Here is a 14,378-nt window from a genome sequence, read left to right as displayed (position 1 = left end):
TCTTCGGAAAGCTGAAAGAGAACAGAGGCATCGCGATGCGCTCCTGCAAGACCGATCACAGCTTCATCGCGTTCATTGCGCTCGCCGCAACCATCATCCTCACAAAATGAACGTCAACAGACCCTAGCCACCCACCCGGCTGGCCGCATGCCCGGCGATCAGGTCCAGAAGCCCCGCCAGCGATGCCGGGCCACGGTCGGCGTGATCCGAGCCGGTCACCCGCCGGGTGATCCAGAGGTACAGGTCCTGATCATTCTCGGACAGCAGCATCTCATACATGTCAAGCTGATCCCCGGACAGCCCCGACAAGGCCCCGTCGGCGAAGTGACCCAGAATCAGATCCATCTCCTTCATGCCGCGCCGCCAGCTGCGCATCCGCAGCCGCCGCAACCGGGTTTCAACCGTCTCAGTCATCCGCCAGCACCCCTTCAAGCCGTTCGATCCGCTGAGCGGCCTCTTCCAGAACACGCCGCAGGTCGCGCAACTCGGCCCGCGCGGACTGGCGGATGCCGGCCCCTTCATGCGGCCCCTGCCCTTCGCCGGTCAGAAGCCAGACCAGCGGCACGCCCAGCATCCCGGCCAGCCGGCCCAGGAACACCGCCCGCGGCTCGGCCTGATCGCTTTCCCAGCCCTTAAGCGTCTCGGCCCGGACCCCCAACCGCCCGGCCAGATCCGCCACCGCCAGCCCGGCGCCCTCGCGCGCGGCGGTCAGCCGATCGCCAAAGGTCGCCTCATGTTCGCCATAGCCATGATCCTGCATGATCCACTCCGCTTGTCGCCGTTCGGCACACAGCGTAAGCCAAGCGAAGCGACAGTTCAAACATCAGGGTTTTCCATGGGTCTTCTTGCCGGGCGCCTGCAGCGCATCAAGCCCTCTCCCACCATCGCGATGACCACGCGCGCGGCCACCCTGCGGGCCGAGGGGCGGGACATCATCGGCCTGTCGGCGGGCGAGCCCGATTTCGACACGCCCGAACATATCCGCGAGGCGGCCAAGGCGGCGATCGACGCAGGTCACACCCGCTATACGCCGGTCGACGGCACCGCGTCGCTGAAACGCGCCATCAGCGGGAAATTCGCCCGCGAGAACGGGCTGGACTATGCGCCGTCGCAGGTCACCGTCGGCGGCGGCGGCAAGCAGATCCTGTTCAATGCGCTGATGGCCACGCTGGACGAGGCCGACGAGGTCATCATTCCCGCCCCCTACTGGGTCAGCTACCCGGACATGGTGCTGCTGGCCGGCGGCCGGCCGGTGATCGTGGAATGCGGCATCGGGGCCGGCTTCCGCCTGACCCCCGAGGCGCTGGAGACCGTCATCACCCCGCGCACGAAATGGCTGATCCTGAATTCGCCCTCCAACCCCTCGGGCGCGGGATACGATCGCGCCGCCATGCAGGCACTGACCGATGTGCTGCTGCGCCACCCCCAGGTCTGGGTGCTGGCGGACGATATCTACGAACATCTGGTCTTCGACGGGTTCGAGTTCTGCACGCCCGCACAGGTCGAGCCGCGCCTGAAGGACCGGGTGCTGACCATGAACGGGGTCAGCAAGGCCTATGCCATGACCGGCTGGCGGATCGGCTATGGCGCCGGCCCCGAGCCCCTGATCCGGGCCATGGCCAAGCTGCAGTCGCAATCGACCTCGAACCCCTGCTCGATCAGTCAATATGCCGCCGAGGCCGCGCTGACCGGGCCGCAGGACTATATCACCGAAAGCCGCGCCGCCTTTCAGCGCCGCCGCGACCTGGTGGTGGCGGGACTGAATGCCTGCCCGGGCCTCACCTGCCCGACCCCGCAGGGCGCTTTCTATGTCTACCCCTCGATCCGCGACCTGATCGGCAAGACCTCCGCCGGCGGCACGCTGCTCGACAATGACGAAGCCTTCGCCAACGCGCTGCTGGACGAGGCCGGCGTCGCCGTCGTCTTCGGTGCCGCCTTCGGCCTCAGCCCGCATTTCCGCATCTCCTACGCCACCAGCGACGACCAGCTGCGCGAGGCCGTCACCCGCATCCGCCGCTTCTGCGAAAACTGCGCCTGAAAAAAGGGCCGCGCGGGCCCCTTCTTCTTCATGCAAATATCCGCGCCGCAGGCACGCCGCCCGCATGGGCGGCGTTCGCTTACAGCGCCGTCCAGCCGCCATCGACGCTGATCGTGGTGCCGGTGATCTGCGCCGCTGCCTGGCTGCACAGGAACACCGCCGTGTCGCCCATCTCCTCGACCGTGGCGAATTCCTTCGAGGGCTGCCGTTCCAGCATGACCTTCTTGATCACCTCCTCGCGGCTCATGCCGTATTCCTTCATCGTGTCAGGGATCTGCGCCTCGACCAGCGGCGTCAGCACATAGCCCGGGCAGATGGCGTTGCAGGTGATCGGCTCCTGCGCGGTTTCCAGCGCCGTCACCTTGGTCAGCCCGACAATGCCGTGCTTGGCGGCCACATAGGCCGATTTGAACGGGCTCGCGGTCAGCCCATGGGCCGAGGCGATATTGACCACCCGCCCCCAACCCGCCTTGCGCATGTCCGGCAGGGCCGCCGCCGTAGTGTGAAAGGCCGAGGACAGGTTGATGGCGATGATCGCGTCCCATTTCTCGACCGGGAAGTCCGGAATCGGCGAGACGAACTGGATGCCCGCATTGTTGACCAGAATATCGCATTGCCCGGCCTGTTCCACCAGCGCGCGGCACTCGTCCGGCCTCGACATGTCGGCCTTGATATAGCGCGCGCTCACCCCATGCTCGGCCGCCAGCCGGTCGGCCAGCGCATGATCCTCGTCCCGGTCGGTGAAGCTGTTCAGAACCAGATTCGCCCCGGCCCGCGCCAGTTGCCGGGCCACGCCCAGCCCGATGCCGGAATTCGACCCGGTCACCACCGCCGTCTTGCCCGTCAGGAATTTCTCGAACATCTGCGCCCCTCTGCGACTGTTTTTCCGTGAAAGGAACCTCCGCGACGCCTTCGGGCATGGCAGAGGATCATGCAGGCGCAGCATGGGCAAAAAAAAGCGCCCGCACAAGGCGGGCGCAAGTCATGAGGCAGGTTTCATACAGGCAAGAAACCTATCGAGCAGTAAGCCATTTATACGCGACTCCCCGCCCGAGTCCAACAGTGAAGTTGCCCCGGCCATTGACGCCCAGGGGTCGAGACTGTTGAAATCGTGCGCAAACAAAGACCCCAGAGGCGACAGGCAATGCGAATCTTCAAAAACCTTAACAAATGCGCGATCAAACGCGCAGCGCCGGCGCTCATGGCCATGGCCGTGACTGTTGCAGCAATGCCGCTGGCAAGCCTCGCAGAACCCGCGCATGGCATTGCAATGTATGGAGAACCTGCGCTGGCCGAGGGGTTTTCCAGCCTGCCCTACGCCAATCCGGACGCCCCGAAGGGCGGCACGATTCGGCTGGCAGAGCCGGGAGGATTCGACTCGCTGAAGCCCTGGGTCCTGAAGGGCAATGCCGCCTGGGGCGTCGGCGTTCACGTGGCCGAGAGCCTGATGCTGCGCTCGATCGACGAGCCCTTCACGCTGTACGGCCTCCTGGCCGAGTCGGTCGAGACGGATCCCGAGCGCACCTGGGTCGAGTTCACCCTGCGCCCCGAGGCGCGCTTTTCGGACGGATCGCCAGTCACGGTCGAGGACGTGATGTGGTCCTACGAGACGCTGGGCACGCTTGGCCATCCCCGCTATCTGGCCACCTGGTCCAAGGTCGAGAAGATGGAGCAGACGGGCGAGCGCAGCCTGCGCTTCACCTTCAAGGAACAGGACCGCGAGCTGGCGATGCTGATGGGCATGCGCCCGATCCTGAAGAAGGCGCAATGGGAGGACACGGACTTCACCCAGTCCGGGCTGGAACCGCCCATCGGTTCGGGCGCCTATCTGATCGACCGGGTCGATCCGGGCCGCTCGATCAGCTTCCGGCGCGATCCCGATTACTGGGGCAAGGATCTGCCGGTCAATCGCGGCCTGCATAATTTCGACGAGATCCGCTATGACTATTTCGGCGACGCCAATGCCATGTCCGAGGCCTTCCGGGCCGGCGAGGTGACCATCTGGCGCGAACTCTCGGCGCAGAAATGGGACAGCGAATACGATTTCCCGCTGGTGATCGAGGGCAAGGTGGTCAAATCCGAGATCGGCCATGACCGTCCCTCGGGGATCATGGGGCTGGTGATGAACAGCCGCAACCCGGTCTTCGCGGACTGGCGCGTGCGTCAGGCGATGATCGAGGCCTTCAACTTCCAGTTCATCAACAACACGCTGAATGGCGGCAGGGATCCGCGCATCACCTCGTATTTCTCGAACTCGGATCTGGCGATGCAGCCCGGACCCGCCGAAGGCCGGGTGAAGGAACTGCTGGAGCCTTTCGCCGACGATCTGCCTCCCGGCACGCTGGAAGGCTATGCCCTGCCCGAAGGCAGCGAGAACGCGCTGGACCGGCGCGGCCTGCGCAGCGCCCTGAAACTGCTGGAAGAGGCCGGCTGGACCGTACAGAACGGGGCGCTGAAGAATGCCGAAGGGCGCCCCTTCGCCTTCGAGATCCTGCTGAACCAGTCGGGCAGCGCCATGCGCACGGCCTCCGAAACCCAGCAGATCGTCGATATCTATGTCGAGGCGCTGCGCAATCTGGGCATTACGGCGACGGTCACGCTGCTGGATTCGGCGCAATATGTGCAGCGCACCAATACCTATGATTTCGACATGACCTGGTACGAGCGCGCCCTGTCGCTGTCGCCGGGCAATGAGCAGATGCTGTACTGGGGCCATGACGGCGTCACCCTGCCCGGCAGCCGCAACTGGATGGGCATGAACAGCCCCGCCGCCGAGGCCATGATCGACGCCATGCTGGACGCCGGGACGCCCGAAGGCTTTACCTCGGCCGTGCGGGCGCTGGACCGGGTGCTGACCGCTGGGCGTTATGTCATTCCGGTCAGTTTTTCGCCTATCTCGCGTCTGGCCCATTCGGCCGACCTGCATTATCCTGAAAACACACCTCTTTACGGTGACTGGCCCGGGTTCATGCCCGAGGTCTGGTGGCAGGAGGCAAAAAAATGAGAGCAGTTGCTGCACTACTGCTGGCCGGCGCGTTGCTGGCCGGCTGCAATACCGTCGCAGGGGTCGGTGAGGACATCACCGGCACCGCCCGCTGGTTCCAGCAGGGCCTTCCGAGGAGTTACTAGATGAAGTGGCATCACGTTCAGGAAAACTGGTCCGCCTTCTACGAGGTGATCCAGGACAAATGGCCCGAGGCGGACGAGGCCGATCTGGACGAGATCGACGGCGATCAGCGCGCCTTCATCGCCTATCTGGCCGAAGTGACCGGTCAGGAGGCGTCGGACATCCGCGACGAGCTGCGCGAATGGCTGGCGGGCGAGATCCCCTCGGACGTGATCATGGATCCGCAGCATGACAACCACTCGATCGCGCTCAGTTCCAAATACGTCAACGAGGGCGAGGACGAATATGACGACGACGCCCGCTTCGGCGATGACGGCGACGAGGCGGACGACAACTGATCCGGTCAGGCGCCGCGCGGTCCCCAGAGGATGATGGCGGCGCCCAGAAGGCAGATCGCAGCGCCGGTCAGGTCCCACTGATCCGGCCGGCGCCCTTCGGCCAGCCACAACCAGGCCAGCGAGGCCGCGATATAAATTCCGCCATAGGCGGCATAGGCGCGGCCGGCCTGATCGGCCGGGCTGAGCGCCAGAAGCCCCGCGAACATCGCCAGCGAGACCATGCCCGGCAGCAGCCACAGCGCCGATCGGTCAAGTCGGAACCAGGCCCAGAAGGCGAAGCATCCGGCGATCTCGGCCAGCGCCGCGGCGATGTAGATCGGCAAGGCGGTCATGGACCCTGCTTAAGCCGCCGCCCCGCGCCGGTCCATGGCTTTCACTTGGCCGGGGCCAGATTGGACAGCGCCCCCATGCGCTGCAGGATCAGCACATAGATCACCGCATACAGTCCGGCGACGACCAGTCCGACCCACTGGATCTCGAAGGGGGTGAAGAAATAGGCGACGACCAGCAGGAATTGCAGCATGAAGTGCATCGGGTAATAGACCCGGTTGCCCAGGGCCTCGCGCGACCAGCCGAGATTGGCCGAGTAGAGGCGGATCAGGCTGTCCAGCGAGTTGATGACGAAGACCACGCCGACGAAGATCATGAACCAGTTCAGCCAGCCGGGGATCACGATCTCGGCCTTGTAATAGATGAACAGTACGCTGAACCACAGCCCAAGCGGGATCGCCGGCAGGAACACCATCGCCAGCGCCAGTTGCCAGGCCGGCAGGCCACCGACGAAGCGGGCGACGAACTGGCCGATCATGATGCTCCAGGCGAACCACCAGAACAGGTAGAATTCGTGATAGTCCGAGATCGGCACGGCAAAGCGCGGCAGGTTTGCGAAATAGTCCATCAGCAGCCCGATATTGGCCCCGAAATCCCCCATGCCGACACCGCTATAGGCGAAGGCCACCAGTGCCAGCGCGGTGAAGGCCAGCATCCCGAAGCCGTAGGTCGAAACGATCGCCAGCCATTTCATGATCCGAAAATCGCCGCTGGAGGTGACCGAAAAGGCGATGACGAACACCGCCAGCCCCCAGATCGCCCATTGCGGCAGATCGGGCGCATAGGTCGGCAGGTTGATCATGAACAGGTAGCAGGTAAAGGAACAGGTCGCGATGACGGTGAGGTTATAGACCCATTTCACCGGCGCGATCTCGAACAGCCTGAGCCGCGGCTCGAGGGCGACGAAATAGAATGTGGCGACGAAATACATCAGCCAGACCAGCGGCCCCCACATGCCGAATTCGACCGCCAGAGCATTGGTGAAGCCGAAGGCCGCCTCCTCCTCGTAGATCGGAAACTCGTTCAGCGGCAGCATCACCAGCCCCATGTCCAGGCCTGCGGTGAACAGCAGCGCGATCAGCGTGAACAACCCGACCGGCGTTTCGCCATAGCACCGAACGCGCGGCCAGCGGATCAGGACGAAAAGCGCGCAGGCCAGCACGCTGAGATAGGCTATGGTGATGATTGGCGTCATATGAACCTCTTCGCTGCGACGAGTCGCTTTTGGCAGAAGCCGGGACGCCCCCGCTTCGGGCCACCGGCGCGCGGCAAGGAAGTTGCCGCTGGGTCACTTTGTCACATATCCCTGCCTTATCTTGATTGTTCAGTCAATCAAAATTCGAGACCGCGTTGAATATTCCCGCATCGCCATGGCATGGAGGGCAGAAAGCCGGGGCCTGGCGGTTGAGTATGACGCCGCAATCTGACAAAGCCGGCACCGAAGCCATGACAGGCAATACCATGATATGGCGGGCAGCATGACCCTGACCCTGAAACTCGCGGCAGGCAGCATCGTCGTCGGCCTGACGGTGCTGGTGCTGAAGCTGCTGGCCTGGTGGATGACGGGGTCGGTCGCGCTGCTGTCGGATGCGCTGGAAAGCACGGTGAATGTCGCCAGCGCCGTCGCCGCGCTGATCGCCGTTCATGTCGCCGCCCGCCCCGCCGATGCGGGCCATCCCTACGGCCATCACAAGGCCGAGTTCTTCAGCGCCGTGCTGGAAGGGGTGATGATCATCGTCGCGGCCCTGCTGATCATGCGCGAGGCCTGGCGGGGCTTTCTCAGCCCGCCGGTGCTGGAATCGCCTTTCGAGGGAATCGCGATCAACGCCGCCGCCGGCCTCATCAACGCCGTCTGGTGCTGGGTGCTGATCACCCGCGGGCGACGGCTGAAATCACCCGCCCTGGTGGCCGACGGCAAGCACCTGCTGTCCGACGTGATCTCATCGGGCGGCGTGCTGCTGGGCGTGGTGCTGTCCGTCCTCAGCGGCTGGGCCATCCTGGACCCGCTGCTGGCGGGGCTGGTGGGGCTCAACATCCTGCGGATGGGCTGGCAGGTCACCGCCACCTCGCTGAACGGATTGATGGATGAGGCGGTGCCGGCCGAGACGCTGGAACAGATCCGCTCGATCATCTCGGAAGAGGCCGGCGGCGCCATCGAGGCGCATGATCTGCGCACCCGGCACGCCGGAACCGTGACCTTCATCGACTTTCATCTGGTGGTGGACGGCCAGACCACGGTCGACGACGCCCATGCGATCTGCGACCGGATCGAAGCCTCGCTGCGCAAGCTGTTGCGCGAGGCGCAGATCACCATCCATGTCGAGCCGGAACACAAGGCCAAGCATTCCGGCGTTCTGGTGCTGTAGGCCGCGCCACCCGCGCGGCCCGGACGCGACCCGATCAGAAGATGCCGCGGGCGCCCTCTTTCCACAGCGAGGGCAGGACCACGATCTTGCTGCCGCCGGGCACGCGCTCGAACAGGTCGATGGCGTCCTGATCCAGCATCCGGATGCAGCCCGAGGACACCGCCTGCCCCAGATATTGCGGCTCGCACCCGCCATGGATGCGATACAGCGTGTCCACGCCGTTCTGGAACAGATACAGCGCCCGCGATCCCAGCGGGTTGCCCGGCCCGCCATCCATGCCGCCATTGGCAATGGAATAGGGCTCGAGATCCGGCCGCCGGGCGACCATCTCGTCAGGGGGCGTCCAGCGCGGCCATTTGCGCTTGTACTGCATGACGGAATCGCCGTTCCAGGCGAACCCGGCTGCCCCGACGCCGACGCCATAGCGCAGGGCCGTGCCATCCTGTTGCACCAGATGCAGGAAGGCCTGGTCGGGATCGACGATCACGGTCCCGGCGGGCTGATCGGGATAGGGATTCGGTACCTCCTGCCGCCACAACTCGGGCGGCACGATGCCCTGCGGCACGGCGGGAACCGGGAAAGGCTCGTCGGTGATCGCGCCGTAACGCGCGGGCAGAAGCTGCATCGCCGGCGAGGGCAGGACTTCGACGGCCTTTGGTGGCTTCTTCGTGCAGGCGGACAGGACAGCGGCCGCGGCGGCCGTCAGAAAAATACGTCTTTTCATGGTGATTTCCTTGGTGAAGGGCTGACAGAGATCGATCCGCGCGATCGCACGGGGGCGCTGTGTCAGCCCATCCGGGGCGGGTCGAGAATTCGCTGCGGGCCGCCACCCTCCTGCGGCAGGATGGCCGCCGGCGCCCTTGTCCGGGCCGCCTCTGATCCGGGCGCCGTCATCGCGCCGGGCAGAAGGCCGGCGTCAGGATGGCAGGGCGCCCCCGGCAGGGCCGGACCGGGGCATCGACGCGACAGGGTCAGCTCCGCCCCTGCCTGCCGGTCCAACGGCGTCGCCTCGGGTGCCGTCGCGGCCGCCCGATCGAGGCGCGCGACCTCGGTCGCAAAGGCCCCCCACGGCATCACCGCAAGGACCAGAACCATCACCAACAGGGCGCGCAGCAGCATCATGCCAACATTGTTCCAGATCAGGCGCTTGGCGTCGATATCTGGAGGGAACACAGCGCTTCACGAGGCCGTCATCGCGGGCCATGTCAGGCGGCCAAGCGCACCCAGACCGGAACGTGATCGCTGGGTTTCTCGCCCGCGCGCGCCTCGCGGTCGACGCCGGTTTCAACCATCAGGTCGGCGGCCTGCGGCGACAGCAGCAGGTGATCGATGCGGATGCCGTCATCCTTGCTCCACGCCCCGGCCTGATAGTCCCAGAAGGTGAACGGTCCGCGCGTGGCCCAGGGATCGCGGATGCGGATCGCATCGGTCCAGCCCTGATAACGGATCGCCCGCAGCGCGCCCCGGCTTTCAGGGCGGAACAGCGCGTCATCGACCCATTTTTCGGGCCTCGCGGCATCGCGCGGCTCGGGGATGACGTTGTAGTCGCCCAGCATCACCACCGGCATCTCGCTGGCCAGCAACTCGGCTGCCCGTGCCCGCAGCCGCTCCATCCAGGCCAGCTTGTAATCGTATTTCGGCCCCGGCGCGGGGTTGCCGTTCGGCAGATAGAGGCCCGCGATCCGCACCGCGCGCTCGCCCACGACCGTCGCCTCGATATAACGGGCCTGTTCGTCGGCCTCGTCGCCCGGAAGGCCGCGCATCACATCCTCCAGCGGCAGCTTCGACAGGATGGCGACGCCGTTGAATCCCTTCTGGCCGTGGGTTTCGACATTCCAGCCCAGATCCTCGAAATGCCCGCGCGGAAACCCCTCATCGACGGATTTGATCTCCTGCAGCACCACGGGATCGGCATCCGTCCCGGCCAGCCAGTCGCTCAGCGCCTCGATCCGGGCCTTGATTCCATTAATGTTGAAGCTGGCAATCTTCATCCTGTTTCCCTTGCGATACCCGCCCTGGCCCGCCGCCTCGTCCAGATCCCGTTGAGCCAGCTGCGGCCGGGAAGTTCGACCATGTGATAGCTGATCGCCGAGGCCAGGATCACCAGCGCAAAACAGACCAGCGAATGGACGGTCAGCGGCAGGGCTTCCCAATAGGCTGGGAACCGCGGCCCGAGATTGGAATAGACGATCAGGATCAGCGAATGCACGAGATAGGTGGAATAGGAGATCTCGCCCAAGTAGACAAGGACGCCCGTGACCCGGCGGCCGACAAGCGACGACTGGCCCAGGGTCGGAGACAGCCGCGCGGCGGCCAGGATCAGCCCCGCGAAGATCGGCAGCAGCGCATAGTCCGCATTCGGATTTCGCGCCACGACAAGGAATGCGACCATCGCCACCGCACCGATCAGGGCCGCCGGGCGCGGCCCGACACGCTCGGCCAGCATCCGTGTCAGGACCCCCAGAGCGAAGGCGGGGAAGATCCGCAAGACACCTAAATCCCAGGTCGGATGCATGAATCCCGCATAGCCATCCGCGCGCGCGACGAGATGCGCAACCACCCCGGATACGACCAGAACAACGGTCCAGAACACCCAGCCCGGCCGCCGCGGTGAAATGACCATCAACAGCCCAAAGGCCAGATAGGCCGACATCTCGGCCGAGATCGACCAGGACACCCCGTTCAGGATGAGCCCGTCAGTGACACGCCAGGAATGGATCATCAACAATGAGGCGATGCCATCGCGCAGCGTCGGCGCCCGATCCGCCTGATAGCCGAGTCGCGCCACCGCCAGCAGGAACACCAGCCAGACCAGAAGCATCACCAGATGCATGGGATAGACCCGCGCAAAGCGACGCCACATATAGGTCCCGAAATCGAAGCCGCCACCGGTCTCGCGTCCACCATAGACATGGTAGATCACAAACCCTGACAGCACGAAGAACAGATCGACGCCGCGCGCCCCGGAACCGGCAAGCGCCCAGAGGCCGGTATCGGGCAGACCCACCCAACTCCAGAAATGGAAAAAGAAGACCCAGGCAGCCGCAAAGAACCGTATGGCTGTCAGCAGATCGAGTTGGGGCGCCAAAGGCGCTTGACCGGACGTCTCAGCCATATCAGAACCTGTTCACAACCAGAGTACACGCGACATCCTCGAACACGGAGGTCGTTCTGCGTAGCATACGGAACAGGGCGGGTAAATTCACCTGTCCAAAGGGTGAGGTTTCGGCGCCGAAAATGACCCGAGGCCCGCTCTGCGGCATGAACCGAACCTCTTCGCTGGCGGCCAGCACCGGTTACGCCCGCACGCTGCGCGTTTCGCGTGATCGCGAACACTGATTGTATCTGATCGTCGGCAGCCATTTGGGACTTGCCTCGGCTCTGATGGTTAGGCGGTGTCATCAATTGAGCCAAATGACTGCTGCTGCGAGATGGATTGCGCCGAGGAGGGCGGCTGCGGTTTTGTCCGAGCGGGTTGCGATGGCCCTGTAATGTTTCAGCTTTTCAAAGAAGTTCTCGATCAGATGGCGCGCCTTGTAGAGCGCCTTGTCATAATCGCACGGGTCACGTCCGTCAAGGTGGTGTAATTTCCCGGATGGCCTGAGGGCATGATCAGGCGGCTTTTGTTGTGATGCCGAGAATGGGGTCGATCTCCTCCTTGTCGATCTGGGCGAAGGCTTCGACCATCATGTAGCGGCTGGCGGTCTGCCATTCGTCGTTCTGCTCGAAGAGCACGGCGCCGATCAGGCGCATGATCGACGCCTCGTTCGGGAAGATCCCGACGACATCGGCGCGGCGCTTCACCTCCTTGTTCAGGCGTTCGATCGGGTTCGTGCTGTGCAACTTGGTACGGTGCTGGCGAGGAAAGGACATGTAGGCCAGCACATCATGCTCGCTGTCGTCCATCAGATCGGCCAGCTTTGGCCAGCGGGATCGCAACTGTTCGGCCACCTTGCGCCATGTCTCGCCGGCATGGGTACGGTCGGGTTGGCGCCGACACCGCCAATGTCCTTGGTGGCCTTTTCATCACCAGTATCGCCAATGCGGCCTATTCGCGACAGGCCATGCCTGCCACAGACCGCCGCCCCTTCGCTTTATACATCGACGAGTTCCAAAGCTTCACCAGCCGTTCACTGGCGGACATGCTGCCGTCCCTACGGAAGTATGGTGTGGGGCTGACCCTCGCGACGCAGAGCACCGCCGGAACCGATACCGCCATCACCGACGCGATTCTTGCCAACACCGGCACCATCATCGCCTTCCGCGTCGGGCCTAAGGATGCTGAGGTGCTGACGAGGGTGTTTGGCGAGCGGGATTTAGAGGGGTGGGAGTTGCAGAGACTGCCTAGAGGGAGGGGAATGGTGAAGCTGGGGACGGCGGAGGCGTTCACTGTTCAGATGCCGCACACGCAGTCGTGAAAATCATCGCTTGCACGATTCTGAGCCTAAAATGAGCCTAGTCCCACTCAGCGCATCTTCTAAGTTACTGAAACAAATGGCGGACCCGGAGCGATTCGAACGCCCGACCCCCAGATTCGTAGTCTGGTGCTCTATCCAGCTGAGCTACGGGTCCGTCGTAGGGCGGTGATCTATCGCCCCGGGTCAGGGGATGCAAGGGGGAAGCGGAAAAAAAGCGCCCCGTTTCCGCATTGTCGTCTCAGTTGGCCGCGGCGGTCTGCCGGCTGGCGCCGGGACCCATGTCGCGCGGCAGGTGGATCATGAAATCGCTGCCCCCGGAATCGCTGCGGATCAGTTCCAGCCGGCCGCCATGCCCGCGCACCAGATCCGCGGCGATGGTCAGCCCGAGGCCGGTTCCGCCCTTCCGCGCGCTGCCGGTAAAGGGCTGAAACAGGAATTCGCGGGCCTTGTCGGGCAGGCCCGGCCCGCTGTCGCCCACCCGGATCCACCAGCCGGCATCGGTTTCGCCCGCCCCGATTTCGACCGTGCCGGGCTGGCCGGTGCCCTCGATCGCCTGCCTTGCATTGCGGGCCAGGTTGCTCAGCACCCGGTAAAGCTGGTCGCGGTCGGCGCGGATCGTCAGGCTGGGCGGGATATCGGTCAGGAACTCGACCCGTGCCGCCGCCTCGGCGGCCAGCGCCTCGGCCTCGACCAGATCATGCACCAGATGCGACAGGTTGAAGCGCGACAGGCTCGGGGCGGGTTCCTCGGCCTTGCCGAAGGCCAGCGTGGTCTCGCACAGGTTGACCGCACGGGTGATCGAGTTCAGCAGCTTGGGCGCGGCCCGGACCACCTTCGGATCGGCACTGTCCTCGAGCCGGTCGGCAAAGATCTGCGCCGTGGTCAGGATGTTGCGCAAATCGTGGCTGATCTTGGCCACCGCCTCACCCAGCTGCGCCATGCGCTGCTTCTGCTTCAGCGACGAGGTGACGGTCTTCTGCATCGACTCGAGCGCCGTTTCCGCCTCGAGCAGTTCGGCCAGTCGGGCATTCGGGGCGATGATGTTCTGCGGATCCTCGGGGGCGCTGGCATAGGCCGACATGTGGCTGATGACGCGCCGGATGGGGACCAGGATCAGGCGCTGCGCCGCCAGGTTCAGAAGCACCGCCGTCAGGATCGAGAAGGCCGCCGACATGACCAGCAGGCGAAGGCCGTAATCCACCATTCCAGTGCGCAGCGGCGCGGTCGGCATGGTGATCTCGATCAGCTGTCCGGCCTGGTTGACGGGCGCACCGATCACCCGGATCACACGGTCCCGGTTGTCGAACAATGTCCACAGCGCATCGTCGATGGTCTGCACGACGCCTTCCTCGCGCAGGTCATAGGTTGCCGCCACCGGCCCCGGAATCGGCGAGGACAGCACCAACTGGCGGATGTCGTCGCGACGCAGCACGACGTTGAATACACCGGCATTCTGCAGCAGTTCGGATTCAAGCTCGCTGGCCAGGGATTCATCGGTGGCCAGCAGCGCCAGGCTGGCGATCTGCGCCCGCTCGAGCCGGGATTCGAGATAGTCCAGCCGAAAGCTGGCCAGCGCGGGCAGCAGGATGAACAACTCAGCCAGCATGACGAAAAGGATCGTCAGCGCAGCGAATCGGCCGGAAATCGTATTCAGTCGCATCTTGCCCGGGTCGTGTCGCCGTGGCGCCCGTATCATGCGGGCAAATCGGCAATTGCAGATCAAACGAATGTGATCCCGGCCCGGTTCCGTGCCGAGATCGA

16 protein-coding genes, 1 tRNA gene and 1 pseudogene are annotated in these 14,378 nt (G+C 64.5%); 6 read left to right on the top strand and 12 right to left on the bottom strand.

Going from position 1 to position 14,378, the window contains the following annotated elements; translation table 11 throughout:
• Positions 1-123: 123 nt before the first annotated feature.
• Together KNW02_RS16360 and KNW02_RS16355 are read right to left on the bottom strand one after the other, a co-directional pair.
• The gene (locus KNW02_RS16360) at positions 124-414 is read right to left on the bottom strand and encodes an FAD assembly factor SdhE (protein ID WP_216034317.1); all 291 of its coding nucleotides are present in this window, start codon (positions 412-414) and stop codon (positions 124-126) included.
• The gene (locus tag KNW02_RS16355; protein ID WP_216034316.1) at positions 407-760 is read right to left on the bottom strand and encodes a helix-turn-helix domain-containing protein; all 354 of its coding nucleotides are present in this window, start codon (positions 758-760) and stop codon (positions 407-409) included. Before KNW02_RS16355 ends, KNW02_RS16360 begins: the two co-directional genes overlap by 8 nt.
• A gap of 75 nt (positions 761-835) precedes the next feature.
• Here KNW02_RS16355 and KNW02_RS16350 point away from each other — a divergent pair, with 75 nt between their 5' ends.
• A complete protein-coding gene (locus tag KNW02_RS16350) occupies positions 836-2,038 on the top strand; it encodes a pyridoxal phosphate-dependent aminotransferase (RefSeq protein WP_216034315.1) in 1,203 nt (400 codons plus the stop codon).
• 79 nt (positions 2,039-2,117) lie between these two features.
• Here KNW02_RS16350 and KNW02_RS16345 read toward each other — a convergent pair whose 3' ends face one another.
• Complete coding sequence (locus KNW02_RS16345; RefSeq protein WP_216034314.1) at positions 2,118-2,900, bottom strand: 3-hydroxybutyrate dehydrogenase; 783 nt, start codon at positions 2,898-2,900, stop codon at positions 2,118-2,120.
• A gap of 282 nt (positions 2,901-3,182) precedes the next feature.
• Between KNW02_RS16345 and KNW02_RS16340 the strand changes: the two genes are divergently transcribed.
• The 3 genes from KNW02_RS16340 to KNW02_RS16335 are packed head-to-tail and all read left to right on the top strand — an operon-like array spanning position 3,183 to position 5,503.
• On the top strand, positions 3,183-5,042 hold the full coding sequence (locus KNW02_RS16340) for an extracellular solute-binding protein (RefSeq protein WP_216034313.1): 1,860 nt from the start codon (positions 3,183-3,185) through the stop codon (positions 5,040-5,042).
• Positions 5,039-5,167, top strand: a complete 129-nt coding sequence (locus KNW02_RS20920) for a hypothetical protein (protein WP_252733997.1) — start codon at positions 5,039-5,041, stop codon at positions 5,165-5,167. The genes KNW02_RS16340 and KNW02_RS20920 overlap by 4 nt, the downstream gene beginning before the upstream one ends.
• Complete coding sequence (locus KNW02_RS16335; RefSeq protein WP_216034312.1) at positions 5,168-5,503, top strand: hypothetical protein; 336 nt, start codon at positions 5,168-5,170, stop codon at positions 5,501-5,503. It begins immediately after the preceding gene.
• A 5-nt stretch (positions 5,504-5,508) separates the two neighbouring features.
• Here KNW02_RS16335 and KNW02_RS16330 read toward each other — a convergent pair whose 3' ends face one another.
• On the bottom strand, positions 5,509-5,835 hold the full coding sequence (locus KNW02_RS16330; RefSeq protein ID WP_216034311.1) for a YnfA family protein: 327 nt from the start codon (positions 5,833-5,835) through the stop codon (positions 5,509-5,511).
• Positions 5,836-5,876: 41 nt separating this feature from the next.
• A complete protein-coding gene (locus KNW02_RS16325; RefSeq protein ID WP_216034310.1) occupies positions 5,877-7,028 on the bottom strand; it encodes a BCCT family transporter in 1,152 nt (383 codons plus the stop codon).
• A gap of 283 nt (positions 7,029-7,311) precedes the next feature.
• Here KNW02_RS16325 and KNW02_RS16320 point away from each other — a divergent pair, with 283 nt between their 5' ends.
• Positions 7,312-8,199 carry a cation diffusion facilitator family transporter gene (locus tag KNW02_RS16320; protein ID WP_284438404.1) on the top strand — a complete coding sequence of 296 codons (888 nt, stop codon included), beginning with the start codon at positions 7,312-7,314 and terminating at the stop codon, positions 8,197-8,199.
• 34 nt (positions 8,200-8,233) lie between these two features.
• Here the strand turns inward: KNW02_RS16320 and KNW02_RS16315 are convergent, their stop codons facing one another.
• The 5 genes and pseudogenes from KNW02_RS16315 to KNW02_RS16290 form a co-directional block, all read right to left on the bottom strand.
• Positions 8,234-8,923, bottom strand: a complete 690-nt coding sequence (locus tag KNW02_RS16315; protein ID WP_216034308.1) for a L,D-transpeptidase — start codon at positions 8,921-8,923, stop codon at positions 8,234-8,236.
• Between the two features lie 62 nt (positions 8,924-8,985).
• The gene (locus KNW02_RS16310) at positions 8,986-9,372 is read right to left on the bottom strand and encodes a hypothetical protein (RefSeq protein ID WP_216034307.1); all 387 of its coding nucleotides are present in this window, start codon (positions 9,370-9,372) and stop codon (positions 8,986-8,988) included.
• A gap of 32 nt (positions 9,373-9,404) precedes the next feature.
• The gene (gene xth / locus KNW02_RS16305) at positions 9,405-10,190 is read right to left on the bottom strand and encodes an exodeoxyribonuclease III (RefSeq protein ID WP_216034306.1); all 786 of its coding nucleotides are present in this window, start codon (positions 10,188-10,190) and stop codon (positions 9,405-9,407) included.
• The gene (locus KNW02_RS16300) at positions 10,187-11,314 is read right to left on the bottom strand and encodes an acyltransferase family protein (protein ID WP_216034305.1); all 1,128 of its coding nucleotides are present in this window, start codon (positions 11,312-11,314) and stop codon (positions 10,187-10,189) included. The genes xth and KNW02_RS16300 overlap by 4 nt, the downstream gene beginning before the upstream one ends.
• Before the next feature lie 497 nt (positions 11,315-11,811).
• Positions 11,812-12,189, bottom strand: a pseudogene (locus KNW02_RS16290) (transposase); the annotation flags it as partial.
• On the opposite strand from KNW02_RS16290, the gene KNW02_RS16285 reads away from it, so the two are divergent.
• Positions 12,159-12,617: a TraM recognition domain-containing protein gene (locus KNW02_RS16285; protein WP_216034304.1), complete on the top strand. Its 459-nt coding sequence runs from the start codon at positions 12,159-12,161 to the stop codon at positions 12,615-12,617. The pseudogene KNW02_RS16290 and the gene KNW02_RS16285 sit on opposite strands and share 31 nt — an antisense overlap.
• Before the next feature lie 77 nt (positions 12,618-12,694).
• Here the strand turns inward: KNW02_RS16285 and KNW02_RS16280 are convergent.
• Positions 12,695-12,771: transfer RNA gene (locus tag KNW02_RS16280), tRNA-Arg, on the bottom strand.
• An 84-nt stretch (positions 12,772-12,855) separates the two neighbouring features.
• Positions 12,856-14,277, bottom strand: coding sequence for a sensor histidine kinase (locus KNW02_RS16275; protein WP_216034303.1), 1,422 nt, complete (start codon positions 14,275-14,277; stop codon positions 12,856-12,858).
• Positions 14,278-14,378 lie beyond the last annotated feature (101 nt).

The organism is Paracoccus marinaquae (assembly GCF_018860165.1).
GTDB classification, from domain to species: Bacteria; Pseudomonadota; Alphaproteobacteria; order Rhodobacterales; family Rhodobacteraceae; genus Paracoccus; species Paracoccus marinaquae.
This window is presented reverse-complemented; position numbering and strand designations above follow the sequence as displayed.

What these genes read in the sequence shown, in the direction of transcription:
- KNW02_RS20920 (WP_252733997.1), top strand. Translation starts at nt 5,039, where the DNA reads ATGAGAGCAGTTGCTGCACTACTGCTGGCCGGCGCGTTGCTGGCCGGC.
- KNW02_RS16360 (WP_216034317.1), bottom strand. Translation starts at nt 414, where the DNA reads ATGACTGAGACGGTTGAAACCCGGTTGCGGCGGCTGCGGATGCGCAGC.
- KNW02_RS16300 (WP_216034305.1), bottom strand. Translation starts at nt 11,314, where the DNA reads ATGGCTGAGACGTCCGGTCAAGCGCCTTTGGCGCCCCAACTCGATCTG.
- KNW02_RS16340 (WP_216034313.1), top strand. Translation starts at nt 3,183, where the DNA reads ATGCGAATCTTCAAAAACCTTAACAAATGCGCGATCAAACGCGCAGCG.
- KNW02_RS16350 (WP_216034315.1), top strand. Translation starts at nt 836, where the DNA reads ATGGGTCTTCTTGCCGGGCGCCTGCAGCGCATCAAGCCCTCTCCCACC.
- KNW02_RS16285 (WP_216034304.1), top strand. Translation starts at nt 12,159, where the DNA reads ATGTCTCGCCGGCATGGGTACGGTCGGGTTGGCGCCGACACCGCCAAT.
- xth (WP_216034306.1), bottom strand. Translation starts at nt 10,190, where the DNA reads ATGAAGATTGCCAGCTTCAACATTAATGGAATCAAGGCCCGGATCGAG.
- KNW02_RS16355 (WP_216034316.1), bottom strand. Translation starts at nt 760, where the DNA reads ATGCAGGATCATGGCTATGGCGAACATGAGGCGACCTTTGGCGATCGG.
- KNW02_RS16335 (WP_216034312.1), top strand. Translation starts at nt 5,168, where the DNA reads ATGAAGTGGCATCACGTTCAGGAAAACTGGTCCGCCTTCTACGAGGTG.
- KNW02_RS16320 (WP_284438404.1), top strand. Translation starts at nt 7,312, where the DNA reads ATGACCCTGACCCTGAAACTCGCGGCAGGCAGCATCGTCGTCGGCCTG.
- KNW02_RS16330 (WP_216034311.1), bottom strand. Translation starts at nt 5,835, where the DNA reads ATGACCGCCTTGCCGATCTACATCGCCGCGGCGCTGGCCGAGATCGCC.
- KNW02_RS16315 (WP_216034308.1), bottom strand. Translation starts at nt 8,923, where the DNA reads ATGAAAAGACGTATTTTTCTGACGGCCGCCGCGGCCGCTGTCCTGTCC.
- KNW02_RS16275 (WP_216034303.1), bottom strand. Translation starts at nt 14,277, where the DNA reads ATGCGACTGAATACGATTTCCGGCCGATTCGCTGCGCTGACGATCCTT.
- KNW02_RS16325 (WP_216034310.1), bottom strand. Translation starts at nt 7,028, where the DNA reads ATGACGCCAATCATCACCATAGCCTATCTCAGCGTGCTGGCCTGCGCG.
- KNW02_RS16345 (WP_216034314.1), bottom strand. Translation starts at nt 2,900, where the DNA reads ATGTTCGAGAAATTCCTGACGGGCAAGACGGCGGTGGTGACCGGGTCG.